Annotated in this window: 15 protein-coding genes; 12 read left to right on the forward strand and 3 right to left on the reverse strand. The window is 70.5% G+C overall.

The features are described from left to right. Window positions 1–134: 134 nt before the first annotated feature. From cobS to cobT, 3 genes are all read left to right on the forward strand, one after another. Window positions 135–1,118, forward strand: a complete 984-nt coding sequence (gene cobS / locus MCBMB27_RS15375; protein ID WP_043358054.1) for a cobaltochelatase subunit CobS — start codon at window positions 135–137, stop codon at window positions 1,116–1,118. A gap of 17 nt (window positions 1,119–1,135) precedes the next feature. After that, entirely contained in the window at window positions 1,136–1,537 is a 402-nt protein-coding gene (locus tag MCBMB27_RS15380; RefSeq protein WP_236952720.1) for a DUF29 domain-containing protein, read from the forward strand. Window positions 1,538–1,631: 94 nt separating this feature from the next. Continuing rightward, window positions 1,632–3,542 carry a cobaltochelatase subunit CobT gene (gene cobT, locus MCBMB27_RS15385; protein ID WP_075380800.1) on the forward strand — a complete coding sequence of 637 codons (1,911 nt, stop codon included), beginning with the start codon at window positions 1,632–1,634 and terminating at the stop codon, window positions 3,540–3,542. A 276-nt stretch (window positions 3,543–3,818) separates the two neighbouring features. Here the strand turns inward: cobT and rpmB are convergent, their stop codons facing one another. After that, window positions 3,819–4,121 (reverse strand): 50S ribosomal protein L28, encoded by a 303-nt coding sequence (gene rpmB / locus MCBMB27_RS15390; protein ID WP_043351177.1) that lies wholly within the window; start codon window positions 4,119–4,121, stop codon window positions 3,819–3,821. Between the two features lie 361 nt (window positions 4,122–4,482). Here rpmB and MCBMB27_RS15395 point away from each other — a divergent pair, with 361 nt between their 5' ends. The 8 genes from MCBMB27_RS15395 to MCBMB27_RS15430 all read left to right on the forward strand — a co-directional run bounded on the left by MCBMB27_RS15395 (window position 4,483) and on the right by MCBMB27_RS15430 (window position 12,910). Beyond that, window positions 4,483–5,424 (forward strand): DUF3108 domain-containing protein, encoded by a 942-nt coding sequence (locus tag MCBMB27_RS15395; RefSeq protein WP_396652030.1) that lies wholly within the window; start codon window positions 4,483–4,485, stop codon window positions 5,422–5,424. Window positions 5,425–5,496: 72 nt separating this feature from the next. Continuing rightward, window positions 5,497–5,787 (forward strand): DUF1330 domain-containing protein, encoded by a 291-nt coding sequence (locus tag MCBMB27_RS15400; protein WP_075380801.1) that lies wholly within the window; start codon window positions 5,497–5,499, stop codon window positions 5,785–5,787. A 192-nt stretch (window positions 5,788–5,979) separates the two neighbouring features. After that, window positions 5,980–6,297 (forward strand): hypothetical protein, encoded by a 318-nt coding sequence (locus MCBMB27_RS15405; RefSeq protein WP_043351171.1) that lies wholly within the window; start codon window positions 5,980–5,982, stop codon window positions 6,295–6,297. Continuing rightward, entirely contained in the window at window positions 6,263–9,739 is a 3,477-nt protein-coding gene (locus tag MCBMB27_RS15410; protein ID WP_418287716.1) for a helicase-related protein, read from the forward strand. Before MCBMB27_RS15405 ends, MCBMB27_RS15410 begins: the two co-directional genes overlap by 35 nt. Window positions 9,740–9,751: 12 nt before the next feature. Continuing rightward, window positions 9,752–10,045, forward strand: a complete 294-nt coding sequence (locus tag MCBMB27_RS15415; protein ID WP_075380802.1) for an RNA-binding S4 domain-containing protein — start codon at window positions 9,752–9,754, stop codon at window positions 10,043–10,045. A 219-nt stretch (window positions 10,046–10,264) separates the two neighbouring features. Then, the gene (fdxA, locus tag MCBMB27_RS15420; RefSeq protein WP_043354612.1) at window positions 10,265–10,603 is read left to right on the forward strand and encodes a ferredoxin FdxA; all 339 of its coding nucleotides are present in this window, start codon (window positions 10,265–10,267) and stop codon (window positions 10,601–10,603) included. A gap of 506 nt (window positions 10,604–11,109) precedes the next feature. Next, window positions 11,110–11,715 (forward strand): CarD family transcriptional regulator, encoded by a 606-nt coding sequence (locus MCBMB27_RS15425; protein WP_043354614.1) that lies wholly within the window; start codon window positions 11,110–11,112, stop codon window positions 11,713–11,715. A gap of 319 nt (window positions 11,716–12,034) precedes the next feature. Next, the gene (locus tag MCBMB27_RS15430) at window positions 12,035–12,910 is read left to right on the forward strand and encodes an RNA polymerase factor sigma-32 (RefSeq protein ID WP_012320644.1); all 876 of its coding nucleotides are present in this window, start codon (window positions 12,035–12,037) and stop codon (window positions 12,908–12,910) included. Window positions 12,911–13,116: 206 nt separating this feature from the next. Here the strand turns inward: MCBMB27_RS15430 and MCBMB27_RS15435 are convergent, their stop codons facing one another. Together MCBMB27_RS15435 and secB are read right to left on the reverse strand one after the other, a co-directional pair. After that, window positions 13,117–14,349 (reverse strand): MFS transporter, encoded by a 1,233-nt coding sequence (locus MCBMB27_RS15435; protein ID WP_075380803.1) that lies wholly within the window; start codon window positions 14,347–14,349, stop codon window positions 13,117–13,119. A gap of 406 nt (window positions 14,350–14,755) precedes the next feature. Further along, on the reverse strand, window positions 14,756–15,256 hold the full coding sequence (secB, locus tag MCBMB27_RS15440; RefSeq protein WP_012320646.1) for a protein-export chaperone SecB: 501 nt from the start codon (window positions 15,254–15,256) through the stop codon (window positions 14,756–14,758). 349 nt (window positions 15,257–15,605) lie between these two features. On the opposite strand from secB, the gene MCBMB27_RS15445 reads away from it, so the two are divergent. Further along, the gene (locus tag MCBMB27_RS15445; protein ID WP_043354619.1) at window positions 15,606–16,319 is read left to right on the forward strand and encodes a Tim44/TimA family putative adaptor protein; all 714 of its coding nucleotides are present in this window, start codon (window positions 15,606–15,608) and stop codon (window positions 16,317–16,319) included. Window positions 16,320–16,331 lie beyond the last annotated feature (12 nt).

Below are 16,331 nucleotides of genomic sequence, written 5' to 3' on the forward strand. Positions count from 1 at the left end.
TGCCGGTCGGTGGCGCCCGGGCGCGTCGCCGTCTAAGGATGGCTTCGCCCCGCCGCGGAGGCCCGGCTCGACGTCCTTTCGCGCGGATGCTCCACTGCTAGGGAGTGGAGCGACCGCGCCTCACGAGGTTCCGAATGCTCTCTGACGATACGCCCGCCGCGCTGCCCGACCGCACCGTCTCCGTCCGCGATGTCTTCGGCATCGACCTCGACCTCAAGGTCCCGGCCTATGCCGAGCCCGAGGAGCACGTGCCGGATCTCGATCCGGACTACATCTTCGACCGGGAGACGACGCTCGCGATCCTGGCGGGCTTCGCGCGCAACCGCCGCGTGATGGTCACCGGCTATCACGGTACCGGCAAATCGACCCATATCGAGCAGGTGGCCGCCCGGCTGAACTGGCCGTGCATCCGCATCAACCTCGACAGCCACGTCTCGCGCATCGACCTCGTCGGCAAGGACGCCATCGTCCTGAAGGACGGCAAGCAGGTCACCGCCTTTCAGGACGGCATCCTGCCCTGGGCGCTGCAGAACAACGTGGCCCTCGTGTTCGACGAGTACGATGCCGGCCGCCCGGACGTGATGTTCGTGATCCAGCGCGTGCTGGAACTCTCGGGCCGCCTGACGCTCCTCGATCAGAAGCGCGTGATCCGCCCGCACCCGGCCTTCCGGCTGTTCGCCACGGCCAACACGGTGGGACTGGGCGACACCTCGGGCCTCTATCACGGCACCCAGCAGATCAACCAGGGTCAGATGGACCGCTGGTCGATCGTCACGACGCTGAACTATCTGCCCCACGACCGCGAGGTCGACATCGTGCTCTCGAAGGCCACGCATTACCGGAGCGACCAGGGCCGCGACATCGTCAACCGGATGGTGCGGGTGGCGGATCTCACGCGCAACGCCTTCATGAACGGCGATCTGTCCACCGTCATGAGCCCGCGCACGGTGATCACCTGGGCCGAGAACGCCGACATCTTCAAGGATATCGGCTTCGCCTTCCGGGTGACCTTCCTGAACAAGTGCGACGAGCTGGAGCGGACGCTGGTGGCCGAGTTCTACCAGCGCGCCTTCGGCAAGGAGCTGCCCGAGAGCGCGGTGAACGTCGCGCTGAGCTGATCTGCATGGAGGACGCGATGGCGCATCCGGCCCCGACCCGCGAGGACGCTCCGGCGGCTCCGCATGCCGAGGGGCGGACGCGCTACGCGGATGATCTCTATAGCTGGGTTCAGGAGCAGGTGGCGTTGCTCCGCGCCGGCCGGGTGGACGCCCTCGACCTCGACAACATCGCCGAGGAGCTGAGCGACGTGGGCCTGAGCGAATATCACCGGCTCACCAGCGCTGTGGAGATCGTCCTGCTCCACATGCTGGAATGGGATCATCAGCCGGAACGCCGCAGCTCGACGCTCAGCATCGCCGAGCACCGTGAGCGCATCCTGATCCAGCTGCGGAAGAAGAGCCCCGGGTTGAGATCCAGCCTGGACGAGCGCAGCGCGACGGGTTCCGCCTCGGTCGCCTCGGGGCGGCCCGGCAGATGAGGCGCTCGCCCAAAACCCTGCCCGCGGAGTGTCCCTACAGCTGGGACGACATCCTGAATCGCCCCTTCGAAGTCGACGTCGACCGGTAGCCAGAATGTCCATCTCCAACCGCAAGCCCGGCGAGCGCCGCGAACCCGTGGCCGAGCCCCTGAAGCGCTCGGTGGCCGGCTGCCTGCGCGCCATCGCCCGGCGCTCCGAGGTCGAGGTCACCTACGCCACCGACCGGCCGGCGCTCACCGGCGACAAGGCCCGGCTGCCCGAGCCGCCGCGCAAGCTCTCGGCGCAGGACGTCGCGGTGCTGCGCGGCAATGCCGACGCCATGGCGCTGCGGCTCGGCTGCCACGACGTCGCCGTCCATCGCCGCCTCGCCCCCGAGAACGCCGCCGCCCGGGCAGTCTACGACGCGGTCGAGCAGGCCCGGGTCGAGGCGATCGGCTCGCGCCGGATGGCGGGCGTCGCCAGCAACATCTCGGCGATGCTGGAGGACCGCTACCACCGCGGCGGCAAGTACGAGACCATCACCGACCGGGCCGACGCCCCCATGGAGGACGCGGTCGCCCTGATGGTGCGCGAGCGCCTGACCGGCCAGAAGCCGCCCGAGGCTGCAACCAAGATCGTCGAACTGTGGCGCGAGCATATCGAGTCCAAGGCCGGCCCGAATCTCGACGGGCTGATCGGCTCGATCGAGGACCAGCGCAAGTTCGCCCGCTCGGTGCGCGATCTCCTCACCTCCCTCGACATGTCGGACGAGACGCCGTTCGACGCCGAGGATGACGAGAACGACGACGAGAACGACGCCCAGGACGAGGAGCAGAACCCGAGCGAGGGCGATTCGGAGGAGAAGAGCCAGGGCGAGCGCGCCGAGATCGAGACCTCCGAGGAAGCCTCCGACGAGATCGAGGACGGCGCCCAGGAATCCGCCGATGCGCCCTCGGGCGAGCTGCCCGAGGAGGCGGAGGATGCGGAATCCGAGGAGGCCTCGGAGGCCTCGCGGCCGCCCCAGCGGCAGGGCAACGAGGCGCGTGGACCTGAATACCGGGTGTTCAACCCCCGGTTCGACGAGGTCATCCACGCCGAGGAGCTGTGCGACGCCGACGAGCTGGCGCGCCTGCGCTCCTACCTCGACAAGCAGCTCTCCCATCTGCAGGGGGTGGTCGGCCGCCTCGCCAACCGGCTTCAGCGTCGCCTCCTCGCCCAGCAGAACCGCGCCTGGGACTTCGACCTGGAAGAAGGTCAGCTCGACCCGGCGCGGCTCGTGCGCGTGGTCATCGACCCCTACCAGCCCCTCTCCTTCAAGCAGGAGAAGGATACGAACTTCCGCGACACGGTCGTCACGCTGCTCCTCGACAATTCCGGCTCGATGCGCGGCCGGCCGATCACCGTGGCGGCGACCTGCGCCGACATCCTGGCGCGGACGCTGGAGCGCTGCGGCGTGAAGGTGGAGATCCTGGGCTTCACCACCCGGGCCTGGAAGGGCGGCCAGAGCCGCGAGGCGTGGCTCGCCGCCGGCAAGCCGCCGAATCCCGGCCGCCTGAACGACCTGCGCCACATCGTCTACAAATCGGCCGACGCCCCCTGGCGGCGGGCGCGCAAGAACCTCGGCCTGATGATGCGCGAAGGTCTGCTCAAGGAAAATATCGACGGCGAGGCGTTGGATTGGGCGCACAAGCGCCTGCTCGGCCGGCCGGAACAGCGCAAGATTCTGATGGTGATCTCAGACGGCGCGCCGGTGGACGATTCGACCCTGTCGGTCAATGCCGGCAACTACCTCGAACGGCACCTGCGCTGGATGATCGAGGAGATCGAGACGCGCTCGCCGGTGGAATTGCTCGCCATCGGCATCGGCCACGACGTGACGCGGTATTACCGCCGCGCCGTGACGATCATCGACGCCGAGGAACTCGGCGGGGCGATGACCGAGAAGCTCGCGGAGCTGTTCGAGGAGAACGGCACGCCGGCACCGACCGGCCGGATGCTGCGCGGCGCGGCGGGCGGGCGGCGCTGACCGTCCGCGGGCCTTCTTCGGCCTCGAGGCCCATCCGCTCCGGCCTCTCATCCTGAGATGCCGGAGCGCCGCGGAGGCCGCGAAGGAAACCTCCGTCAGGCCGCCCGATCCCTGGAGCCCTCCTTGGCGGCCCGCTGACGCGGGCCCCTCAGGATGCGGTCGTGAACGGGATCTTCCGGATCACTGTGCCTGTTGCGCGCAAGCGGAAACCGCCGCGGCCTCGGGGGCCACGGCGGTTCGAACCGTCCGATGAAGGATGGCGTGAAGCCCGGAGACTCAGGCCGCGACGGCCGGGGCCTCGGCGAGCTTCTTGTGGATCTCGCGCTTCAGGAGGCGGGCGGTCTGCGACAGGTCACCCTCGCCAGCCTTGATCAGGAAGGCGTCGAGCCCACCGCGGTGCTCCACGGAGCGCAGGGCGTGCGCGGTGACCCGCAGACGGACGCGCTTGCCGAGCGCGTCGGACTGGAGGGTGACGTTGCACAGGTTCGGCAGGAACCGGCACTTGGTCTTGCGGTTCGAGTGGCTCACGAGGTGGCCGACCTGAACGGCCTTGCCGGTGAGTTCGCAGCGGCGCGCCATGATAAAAAACGATCCCGTCTCGTTCCGCCCGAATAGACCCGATCGCGACCGGCGCGATCATCGTCGCAGCAGGCGGCGCCCATTGCGTGTTCCAGGTCCGGCGGAGTCCTGTTGAAGGCGCGAGCCTATAGGCGACGAAGGCGCGCCGCGTCAAGGTGCCCGCCGACCGCAGAGCCGCCCTGGCCGCCCCGGCCGCCCAACGGTCTGTTAACCACGATGCCGGGATATAGCCTTCTTCCACCTGCAGGAAGGTGCCTCTCCCGGCTCCGGGCCTCGAGAGGCGTCCGACGCGCGGGGGTGTTCGAGAGGGTGTGTCCGAGCGCGTGTCTTGGGCCGCCCGCCCTGGGATGCGATCCGGATCATGAGCGCCACGCCAATCCGTCGGATGATCAAGCCTGTGACAAAGCACGCTGCCGGGCGCCTCGCGGGCAGCCTCCTCGCCCTCGCCGCCCTCATGGCTCCGGCCGATGCCGCCTCGCGGGCGTCGCGCGCGAAGCGGGCCGCCGGGGCTGCCGCGACCGTGGCGGTCGATTACGGCATCAACCTCGCCGGCCTGCCGATCGGCACGGCGCGGCTGGCCGGTTCGTTCGACCGCGACCGCTACCTTATGGACGTGTCGGCGGTGCTCACGGGCCTCGTCGGCGCGATCACCGGCGGCAAGGGCTCGGCCAGGGCCTCCGGAAGCTTCGCGGCGGCACCGCAGCCCGGCGCCTTCGCCATCGCGACCCAGACGGCCAGTTCCGGCATCGCGGTGCGCATGGCCCTGGCGCACGGCAACGTTGTCCAGGCCGAGATCACGCCGCCCCTCGTCGACATGCAGGACCGCGTCCCGGTCACAGCCTCCAACAAGCGCGGCATCATCGACCCGGTCAGCGCCCTGCTGATGCCGACTCAGGGGCGCGGCGAGCCCCTCGATCCGGAAAACTGCAACCGCACCCTGCCGGTCTTCGACGGCGCCACCCGCTTCAACGTGGTGCTGAGCTACGCCGAGACGCGCCCGGTTCAGAAGCCCGGCTATGCCGGCCCGGTGCTCGTCTGCAACGCCCGCTACCAGGCGGTGGCCGGCCACCGCCCGGACCGGCCGGGGGTGAAGTTCATGGAGGAGAACCGCGAGATGTCGGTCTGGCTCGCCCCCGTCGAGGGGACGCGGGTCCTGATCCCGCTGCGCATCTCGGTGCTCACCACGATCGGCACCAACATCATCGAGGCGACGCGCTGGAGCCAGGGCGGCAATGCGGGGACGACCGGGACGGCCGGCGCCGCCGGCACCAGCGTCGCACAGGCGAGCCTGCCCGGGCAGTAGCGGCGGTTTGACCGCCCGCGGCTTTCCCGGCACGTCCGCGCGGCGCGACAGCCGCGCCAGGGAGGTCAGCCAATGCCCAAGGGCTACATCATCGTCCGGATGACGGTCACCGATCCGGAGACCTACAAGGAGTACGCCGCCCTGGCCTCCGAGGCCATGCGCAAGTATGGCTGCACGCCGCTGGTGCGCGGCGGCCGCTGCGAGGCGCTGGAGGGCGAGGCCCGTCCGCGCAACGTCGTGCTGGAATTCGAGTCCTACGAGGCGGCGCGCGCCTACTATTTCTCGCCCGAGTACCAGGCCGCCGTCGCCAAGCGCCGGCCGGCGGGGATCGGCGAGGTGGTCCTCGTCGAAGGCGTCGACTGATCCGCCTGGCGTTCGGAGCCCGCGGTCGATGCAGCCCGCGCCGCCCTCAGCCCGGAGCGCCGCGCCCTCGGGCAGCGCGAGGCCTGAAACCGTGGCGCTCTCCCTCACGTGCCTGCGGGCCCAGAGGAGGCGGCTCCGGAGCGCGCGGCCGGAGGTGGAGGAAATCTTCACGTTCCCGGCGATAATCGGCGGATGCGCCCGCTTGCTCTCCGAATCGCCCTCGCCTTGGCCGTCGTCACCGGCCCGGCGGCCGCGCAGCCCCTGAGCGCCGGCACCGCCGATCCGGGCTGCGGCGGCGACGCGTTCTCGTCGGCCGAAGTCGTCGAGCACCGGCCGCCGCGGCGCGGCCCCCTCGTGGCGGTGCCCGACACGCTCTGCGCCGACGTGGCACCGCAGCCGGGCACGCCGACGACGCAGATCGACATCTTCCCGATGATCACGCCCCAGATTGGACCTGGCGGGGGCGGCATCCCATATGAGGGCGGACCGTCCCGGCCCTACCGTCCCTGAGACGCGGCCGGCCGGTCGAACCCGCCTCCCCGCCCGCGCCGCGACGGCGCCGCGACGGCCTTCCCGTTCGAAGGAACCGCCGACCATCGACGCGCTGCTCCGCCCCTCGCCCAGCCGCTCGCTGTCCCGCGATGCCCGCGCCCGCGGCGTCACCGCGGTCCTCGGGCCGACCAACACCGGCAAGACGCATCTCGCCATCGAGCGGATGCTCGCGCACCCGACCGGGATGATCGGGTTGCCCCTGCGGCTTCTCGCCCGGGAGGTCTACCTGCGCGTCGTCGCCAAGGTCGGCCCCGAGAAGGTCGCGCTGGTCACCGGCGAGGAGAAGATCAAGCCGGACCGGCCGCGCTACTGGATCTGCACCATCGAGGCGATGCCTCGCGACCTCGACGTGGCCTTCGTGGCCATCGACGAGATCCAGCTCGCCGCCGACATGGACCGCGGCCACGTCTTCACCGACCGCCTGCTCTACGTCCGCGGCCGGGAGGAAACCCTCCTGATCGGCTCCTCGACCATGCTGCCTTTGGTTCAGGACCTGATCCCCAACGTCCACACCACGACCCGGCCGCGGCTCTCGCAACTGACCTTCGCGGGGGAGAAGCGGCTGTCGCGCCTGCCCCGGCGCACCGCGATCGTCGCGTTCTCGGCCGAGGAGGTCTACGCCATTGCCGAGCTGATCCGGCGTCAGCGCGGGGGCGCCGCAGTGGTGCTCGGCGCGCTCTCCCCCCGGACCCGCAACGCCCAGGTCGAGATGTACCAGGCGGGCGACGTGGACTACCTCGTCGCCACCGATGCCGTCGGGATGGGCCTCAACCTCGACGTCGACCACGTCGCCTTCGCGGCGAACTGGAAGTACGACGGCACCCGCTTCCGCAAGCTCACCCCCGCCGAGATGGGCCAGATCGCCGGCCGCGCCGGGCGCCACCTCGCCGACGGCACCTTCGGCTCCACCGGGCGCTGCCCGACCTTCGAGGCCGAGCTGGTGGAGCGGATCGAGAGCCACGACTTCGATCCCCTCCGCATCCTGCAATGGCGCAATCCGGACCTGCGCTTCGGAAGCCTGGAGGGCTTGCAGGCGAGTCTCGACGAGCACCCGCGCGAATCGGGGCTGACCCGCGCCCCCATGGGCGAGGATCAGCAGGCCCTCGAGATCCTCATGAAGGAGGACGACATCCGCGACATGGCGCGCAGCGCCGCCACGGTGAGGCGGCTCTGGGACGTCTGCGGCGTGCCGGACTACCGCAAGGTCCATCCGCAGGTGCACGCCGATCTGGTGGCCCAGCTCTACCGATTCCTCATGAAGGGGATGGCCGGCCGCATCCCCGACACGTGGTTCGCCGAGCAGGTGGCCATGATCGATCGGACCGACGGCGACATCGACACCCTTTCCCGTCGGATCGCCCAGGGACGCACCTGGACCTTCGTCGCCAACAGACCCGACTGGCTGCGCGACCCGGAACATTGGCAGGGCGAGACACGTCGGGTAGAGGACAGACTGTCCGACGCCCTGCACGAACGCCTCGCGAGCCGCTTCGTCGACCGGCGCACCAGCGTCCTGATGCGGCGCCTGAGAGAGAACACGATGCTCGAAGCCCAGATCACCGCCGACGGTGACGTCACCGTCGAGGGTCAGCATGTCGGCCACCTTCACGGATTCCTGTTCGTTCCCGATGCCAGCGCCGAAGGGCACGAGGCCAAGACCCTGAGGAGCGCCGCCGAGAAGGCGCTCGCGGGCGAGATCGAGGCGCGGGCCGAACGATTCGCCGCGACCGCCGATTCGACCCTCGTGCTCTCGCATGACGGCACGATCCGGTGGACCGGCGCGCCGGTGGCCAAGCTCACCCCCGGCGAGAAGCTGTTCGCCCCGCAGATCCGTCTGCTGGCGGACGACAGCCTGACCGGCGCGCACCGCGAGAAGGTGGAGGCCCGCCTGGATGCGTGGCTGAAAGCCTACATCGTGCGCCTGCTCGGCCCTCTGATGGAGATCGAGACCGCGGCGGACCTTACGGGTCTCGCCAAGGGCATCGGCTACCAGGTCGTCGAGGCGCTGGGCGTGCTGGAACGCTCGAAGGTGGCGCACGAGATGCGCAGCCTCGATCAGGACGGCCGCGGGGCGCTGCGCCGCCACGGCGTCCGCTTCGGCGCCTACCACATCTTCCTGCCGGCCCTGCTCAAGCCGGCGCCGCGGACGCTCGCGGCGCAGCTCTGGGCCCTGCGCAACGGCGGCCTCGACCAGCGCGGCCTCGACGAGATCGCGCATCTGGCCGGCTCCGGCCGCACCTCGATCAAGGTGGACCGCGAGATCGCCAAGGGGCTGTACCGCGCCGCCGGCTTCCGGGTCAGCGGCGAGCGCGCGGTGCGCGTCGACATCCTGGAGCGGCTCGCCGACCTGATCCGCCCGGCCATCGCCTATCGCCCCGGCACCACCCCGGGCGCCCCACCGGACGGAACGGCCGACGGCGACGGCTTCGTGGCCACCGTCGGCATGACCTCCCTGGTCGGCTGCTCGGGCGAGGATTTCGCCTCGATCCTGAAGTCCCTGGGCTACAACGTGGAGACGCGTCCGGGCCCCGCCATCACGGTGCCGCTCGTCCCCGCCGCGGCCACGGCGCCGGCCGCACAGGCCGCCCCGGCCGAGGCGTCTTCCGACGAGGCCATTGCCGCGCAGGCGGATGCCGCGGAGCCGGCCGGCGACGAGGCTCCGGCCGCGGAGGACGGCGAGACCGCCGCGGAACACGCCTCCCCGGGGGATGAGGTTCCGGCCGTCGAGGCCGAGGCGTCCCCGACCGAGGATCAGGCGTCGGACCTCGCAGCCGATGCGACCGCCGGAGAGCAGGCCGAGGAGCCCGCGGGCGATGCGCCGCACGCGGAGGCGACCGGCGCCGGATCGGAGCAATCGGACCAGGCTCCCCAGGAGGCTGCGCCGGCCGCCGAGCCGGTCTCCGCCACCGAGGAGGCCGCGCCCGGCACGGCCGAGGCGGAGCCCGCTGCGGCCGATGCGGCCGAAGGCAAGGCCGCGGAGGGCGAACCCGCCGCGGAGGTTCCGCAGATCGACGTCTGGCGCCTGCAGCGGCATCAGCGCCCGGCGCACCAGCGTCCGCAGAATCGCCCCCGCGGCGCGGGACGCGGCCGGGATGCGGGCCAACCGGGCCAGAACCCGGGCCAGGGACGCGCGGATGGCGGCCGGCCGGAGCAGCGTCGCGCCGAGGGTGGCGAGGGCGGCCCGCGGCCCGGACGGGATCGCGGTCCACGCCGCGACCGGTTCGAGGGCGGTCGGCCGGAACGCCGCGACGATCAGCGCAATGCGGAGCAGCGCCATGCCGGCCCGCGGCCTGACCAGCGGCCGCCCCGGCGCGAGCGGGCGCCCGACCCGGATTCGCCCTTCGCCAAGCTCGCCGCGCTGAAAGCGCAGCTTGAGGCCGGCGACGGCGGGAAGCGCTGACCTTCACCGCGGATGCGGGAGGACCGGCAGCGCCTCGACAAATGGCTGTGGTTCGCGCGCTTCGCGCGGACCCGGTCCCTGGCAGCGCGGCTGGCCTCCGACGGGTTCGTCCGGGTGAACGGCAGCCGGGTCGAGAACCCGGCGCGGGCGATCGGCATCGGTGACGTGGTGACGGTGGCCGCGCCGCACGCGACCCTGGCTGTAAGGGTCCTCGGCCTCGGCGTACGGCGCGGCCCCGCCCCGGAAGCGCGGCTGCTGTACGACGATCTGTCCGGCGGCGGGCCGCCGGTCGAGACGCACGAGTGATGAGGCTGTGCCACAGCCCCCGCGCGAGCGGACCGTCGCGGACCGCATGCGGCGCACACGCGCTTGTCAGCCCGGGAGGCAGGGTCTAGAGCCGTTGGCCTCCGAAGCCCGGCTCCGCGCCGGGCCTCACCGGCGTTCCCCTCGCAGCGCCCGCTGGCGCGCGCAGGCCGTCCCCAGGCTCTGCCCGGGCCAAGTCGAGTTTTAGGACGAAGACATCCGATGACCTACGTCGTCACCGACAATTGCATCAAGTGCAAATACACGGACTGCGTCGAGGTCTGTCCGGTGGATTGTTTCTATGAGGGCGAGAACATGCTCGTCATTCATCCGGATGAGTGCATCGATTGCGGCGTGTGCGAGCCGGAATGCCCGGCCGAAGCGATCAAGCCCGACACGGAGTCGAATCTGGACACGTGGCTGAAGCTGAACGCCGACTACGCCAAAACCTGGCCGAACATCACGCAGAAGAAGGAAGCTCCGGCCGACGCCAAGGAGTGGGACGGAAAGGCCGGAAAGCTGGAGGCGCATTTCTCGCCGAATCCTGGATCTGGCGACTGAGCTCGGGGCGAATTCACAGGATCTGACGCGCATGCGCCCGCGGCTTTCCAGTGGGCGGGAAGTTTTTTCAGCCCCGCCGCTTCGCTGAAGGCCTCCTCGGGGCTGCGTCATACGAAGCCCAGATACGCGGCCAGGTCATTCCTGTCCCATGGCACCAGTGTAAAACTCTTTGACGCCGCGCTTGGTCCGCGCGTGCGTCTTCAGGGATGCTTTGATCTGCGCGCCGGATTGTGGTAGACAATCTGCCTGCCGTCGCTTGCGCCTGACGTGCTCCCTCCGGCTGAAACGCCTTCGATTTTCGGTTGTTAGGAGTAGTACGCGATCGGCCGCCGAAGGAGACTTCGGCGGACGCGCCAGGTGTTTGCACGGCCGCGCCGGGGAATGACCGGGATCGTCGCGCTGGGCGCGGGGGTTTCGGGAGCGGCGAGGCAGACCGGGTGTCCCGCCCGGAAGAACACGGTTTCGCGCGGCGCCGAACGCTGCGCGCCAGTGGAGGCCCTTCTCGCATGACCACAGCCAAGAAGACGACGACCACAGGCCGGCAGGGCTTCAAGACCGGCGAGGCTGTCGTGTATCCGGCCCACGGCGTCGGTCGCATCACCGCGATCGAGGAGCAGGAAATCGCGGGCTACAAGCTTGAGCTGTTCGTGGTCTCGTTCGAGAAGGACAAGATGGTCCTGCGCGTCCCCACAGCGAAGGCCAACAGCGTCGGCATGCGCAAGCTCGCCGAGCCGGAACTGGTGAAGAAGGCTCTCGACCTTTTGACCGGCCGCGCCCGGATCAAGCGCACCATGTGGTCGCGCCGCGCGCAGGAATACGAGGCCAAGATCAACTCGGGTGATCTGCTCTCCGTCACCGAGGTCGTGCGCGACCTGTTCCGCTCCGAGGCCCAGCCCGAGCAATCTTATTCCGAGCGCCAATTGTACGAGGCGGCTCTGGACCGGATCGTGCGCGAGATCTCTTCGGTCAACCGCATCACCGAGACCGAGGCGCTGAAGCTGATCGAGCAGAGCCTCGCCAAGTCGCCCCGCCGGGCGAAGAACGAGGCCGAGCCCGAAGCCGAGGCCGAGGGGGACAGCGAGGGCGACGACCTTCAAGAGGAAGCCGCCTGAGGCGGGCATCGCATCGCGACAACGACATTCAACCCGGCCCTGGTGGCCGGGTTTTTTCTTGCGTCCGCGCGGCCGGCTCCCCCCGACGGCCCTGACCGTTCGCGAAGGCCTGGGCTGGACGGCGCGGGGCGGGATCCCATGTCTTCCCGACGGAACACGAATTCGTGGCCGCTGCGTTGTCGCATTGTGGGGCATCGGGACGGAACTTTCCCGTTTTGCCTTCCGTTGTCGGTTGCCTGGCGTCACCCCCCGGTGGCGCCTGCGCGTCGGGCCCTTGGGTCCGACGCCGCAACAGCACTCGGCAACAAGAGGCAGGCGGATGGCTGAGATCGCGGGAATTCGACGGCAGTTCATACGGACTGCCATGGAGGCGCCCTTCCTGGCCCGGGAAGAAGAGCGGGGCCTCGCCGTCCGATGGAAGGACGAGCGCGACGAGCGGGCCCTCCACCGTCTGATCTCGGCCCATATGCGCCTCGTCATCGCCCTGGCGGGGCGTTTTCGTCACTACGGCCTGCCCATGGCCGACCTCGTCCAGGAAGGGCATGTCGGCCTGATGGAGGCCGCGGCCCGGTTCGAGCCGGAGCGGGACGTCCGCTTCTCCACCTATGCGACGTGGTGGATCCGCGCCTCGATCCAGGATTACATCCTGCGCAACTGGTCGATCGTGCGCGGCGGGACCTCCTCGGCGCAGAAGGCCCTGTTCTTCAATCTGCGCCGGCTGCGCGCCCGGTTGATGCAATCCACCGAGGAACATGTCGGCGACGAGATCCATCGCCGCATCGCCAGCGCGATCGGCGTCTCCCGTGACGACGTCGCCCTGATGGATGCGCGCCTGTCCGGCCCCGACATGTCGCTCAACGCCCCCGTGGGCGAGGACAGCGACGCGTCCTCGGAGCGGATGGATTTCCTGGTCGACGGGGCCGACCTGCCGGACGAGACCGTGAGCGCCACGGTCGACGGCGAGCGCCGCCTCAGCTGGCTGCAGCAGGCTCTGACCGTTCTGTCCGAGCGTGAGCTGCGCATCCTGCGCGAGCGCCGCCTCGCCGAGGATCAGGCGACCCTGGAAGCCCTGGGCCAGCGGCTCGGCATCTCCAAGGAGCGGGTCCGCCAGATCGAGAACCGGGCCCTGGAAAAGCTGCGCCGTGCGCTCGCCGACCGCTTTCCCGCCGCCACGGGCAGCCCCCATATCGGCTGAGCGGCACGCAGCGTCATCGTCACGAAGCCCGGCCCGGCGGCCGGGCTTTCGTGTTTCAGAAGGGTCGCCCATGCGACGGGCCGCCGTGGTCGGGCCGGCTGCCCGACATCTCCGGCGCAGCGGGTGTGCCTGCGGATATACCTGCCTGCGCGTGCGATGACGGGGGCCGGTGCCGTGGTCGCGAGCGGGATATCGCCGCGCGCCCGTTACGCCTCCTGAACAACGGGGCTGCGCCGCTCCCGCCGGCGCCGGCGGCGGCCGGCCTCAGGGGTGGCGTCGAGCCAGATCACGAGCGCCAGGGCGACGAGCGCCGGCACGCCGAGGGCCAGGAAGGCACCGGACCAGCCGAACAGCCCGTATGACAGGCCGCCGTACCAACTCGAGAGCGCGCCGCCCACGCCCTGCACCGCGTTGACGCTGCCGAGCGCCGTCTGGGTCCGGCCCGATCCCCAGGTCAGGTCCGCCACCACCACGGGCACCGCCACCCCGACGATGCCGGAGGCCACGCCGTCCAGCACCTCGGCGGCGATCAGCCACACCGGATCGTCGATCAATCCGGACATGAGCGCGCGCACCGGCAGCACGGCGAAGGCCACCATCAGCAATTGACGGCGTCCGCGCCTGTCGGCCAGCGAACCGGCAAACAGAGCCACGGGCACCATGACGAGTTGCGCCACCATGACGTAGCGCGCCGTCCACGTGGTGGCGTCGGCCGCGGTCGCCACGAGCTTCTGCCCGAGCAGCGAGAGCATGCCGCCGTTCCCCAGGTTGAACAGGGTCAGCGCCACGGTCAGCACCAGCAGACGGCGGTTGCCGAGAACCTGACGCAGGCCGCTGCGCTCGGGTTCGTCCGCGTCGTCCTCCTTCCAACCGACGGCGCGGCGCCGGTTCCAGGCGCCGGCGGGCGTCGTCAGCGTGGCGCCGATCGCCGCCACAGCCATGCCGCCGAGGACCCAGAAGGCGATCGCAGGCCCGAAATAGCCGGTGCCGAGGCTGATGCCCCCCGCCGCGACCAGGATGCCGATGTGGTTGAAGGCCTGGTTGCGGCCCTGCTGGGCGGGGAAGCGGTCCTTCCCGACGATGCCGAGGGTCAGCGACGCGACCGCCGGCAACAGCAGGGTGCCGCCGGCCGCGGCGAGCAGCTGCGCGCACAGGACCGCCGGAAAGCTGCGCGCCGGGAGGAGCAGCAGCGTGCCCGCCAGGATCGCCCCGCAGGCCAGGGCGATCAGCAGGCGTGGCCGGGGGAACCGATCCACCAGGGCACCGAACGGGCCGCTCAGGAACAGCGTGCCGAACCCCACCAGCGTGACGACGAAGCCGACCCGGGCGGGGCTCCACGAGGCGGATTCCGCCAGCCAGGTTCCCAGAAAGGGGCCGAGGCCGCCCTGGATGTCCCCGATGAACAGGTTGATCAAGGCGAGGTTTGTGGTGGGGGCCATGCGATCCTGGAGCCGTTTCGGGCCCCGGACGTGAACGGGGCCCCCGGAACGGTCAAGCCCGGAACGCAGCCTCCGTCGCGGAGCAGGGCGGCGACACCCACATGCGGGGCGACGTGCAGCGTCTTCGGCGAGAGAGCGGGCGAAACCCTGCACGGTCCGCGGCGCGGCCGCCCTGACCGGGACCGGGGTCCTCGTCGGCGGCGGCGATGGGCAGGCGCGCGGTGGCAGCCCTGGCGCCCAGCACGGCACCCGAAGGCGCCGGGAAGGTCGGCGGCCGGTTCGAACTGCCCGACCTGCCGGGCAGCTTCGTCGCACTGAGCGCCGCGCTCCTGAGCGGACGCCCTGTGCGCGCGGGCGGCGGCCTCTCGGAGTCCCGGCGGCCGCCGCGCGGCCGCCGGTCGTCACCTCAGGAGGCGAGCGGGCCCTGGGCGCCCTGCTGCTCCATCACCTTCTGCCGGTAGAGGCCGACGAAATCGATCGGGTCGATGTACAGGGGCGGGAAGCCGCCGTTGCGCACCGCCTCGGCCACGATCTGGCGGGCGAAGGGGAAGAGCAGGCGCGGGCACTCGATCATCACCGCCGGATGGATCTGGTCGGCCGGGATGTTGAGCAGCCGGAACACGCCGGCATAGGTCACCTCGAAGGCGAACAGCACTTCGTTCTGGATCTTGGCGTCGCCCTCGAGCTTCAGCTCGACCTCGAAATCGGTCTCGGAGAGCTGCTGCGCGTTGACGTTCACCTGGATGTTGATCTGCGGCCCCTGGCCCTCCTTGGGCTGAAGGGAGCGCGGGGCGTTCGGATTCTCGAAGGAGAGATCCTTCGTGTACTGCGCCAGGGCATTGATGGTCGGCACATCGCCCTGCGGCATGCCGCCGCCGTTGCCGTTCGCTGCCGGGGAATCGGCCATGCGGATCATCCTTCTCGATCGACCGGCGGGGCCGGCGCGGGTTGTTGTCGCGGCGGGAGCCGCTGGATCACGCCGCGGAACTACCCAAACGGCAGGGCCGCTAACACGCGCGCCGGGCCTGGACAAGCGAAGTGACAGGCGAGGTGACCGGGCGCTGGCGCCGGCGGCACCGGCAACCCATATCGCGATTGCGTGCGGGACCAGTTGACCCCGACGATACAACCGGCTCGCTCCCGGCGCGTTGGTCGGATATGAGTCGGCCAGACCTATGCGCGCTTAGCCGGCGCCGCACCGGGCATGACCTGAGCAAGGGGCACAGGGTCTCGCCGCGGCCACCATCGGATCGGTGATGCAGGACAGTTTCGACGTAACAACGATCATCTTCCTGGCGCTGGCCGTCTTCGTGATCTGGCGTCTGCGCTCCGTGCTCGGTCAGAAGACAGGCGCCGAACGCTCGCCGTTCAAGCCGGTCGACCGCAGCCGCACCGAACCGCAGGCGCGTTCCGACGGCGACAACGTCGTCCGGCTGCCGGGTGCCGACCGGGTGCAGGCCGCGCCGCCGACCGCCGCCGCGCCGCGGGACTGGCGGGGGATCGCCGAGCCGGGATCCGAGGTCGCCCGCGGCCTCGAGGCCTGCGTCCAGGCGGAGCCCGGGTTCGACCCGCGCGCCTTCGTCGAGGGCGCGAAATCCGCCTACGAAGCCATCATGATCGCCTTCGCCAAGGGCGATCGGAAGACCCTGCGCGGCCTGCTGTCCAAGGAGGTCGGCGAGGCTTTCGAACGCGCGATCGCCGAGCGGGAGCGCAACCGGCAGACCCTGGAAACCACCTTCGTCTCCATCGACAAGGCCGAGATCGTGGCCGTCGAGGTGCGCAACCGGGTGGCTCACGTCACCGTGCGTTTCCTGTCGAACCTCATCACCGCCACCCGCAACGCGGACGGCAAGGTGGTGGACGGCAGTGCCGAGACGGTGGTCGAGGTTCCGGATGTTTGGACCTTCTCCCGCACCCTCGGCTCGCGGGACCCGAACTGGCAGCTCGTGGCCACCGAGGCCGGCGCCTGAGCCCGTGACAGG

The organism is Methylobacterium phyllosphaerae (genome assembly GCF_001936175.1).
GTDB classification, from domain to species: Bacteria; Pseudomonadota; Alphaproteobacteria; order Rhizobiales; family Beijerinckiaceae; genus Methylobacterium; species Methylobacterium fujisawaense.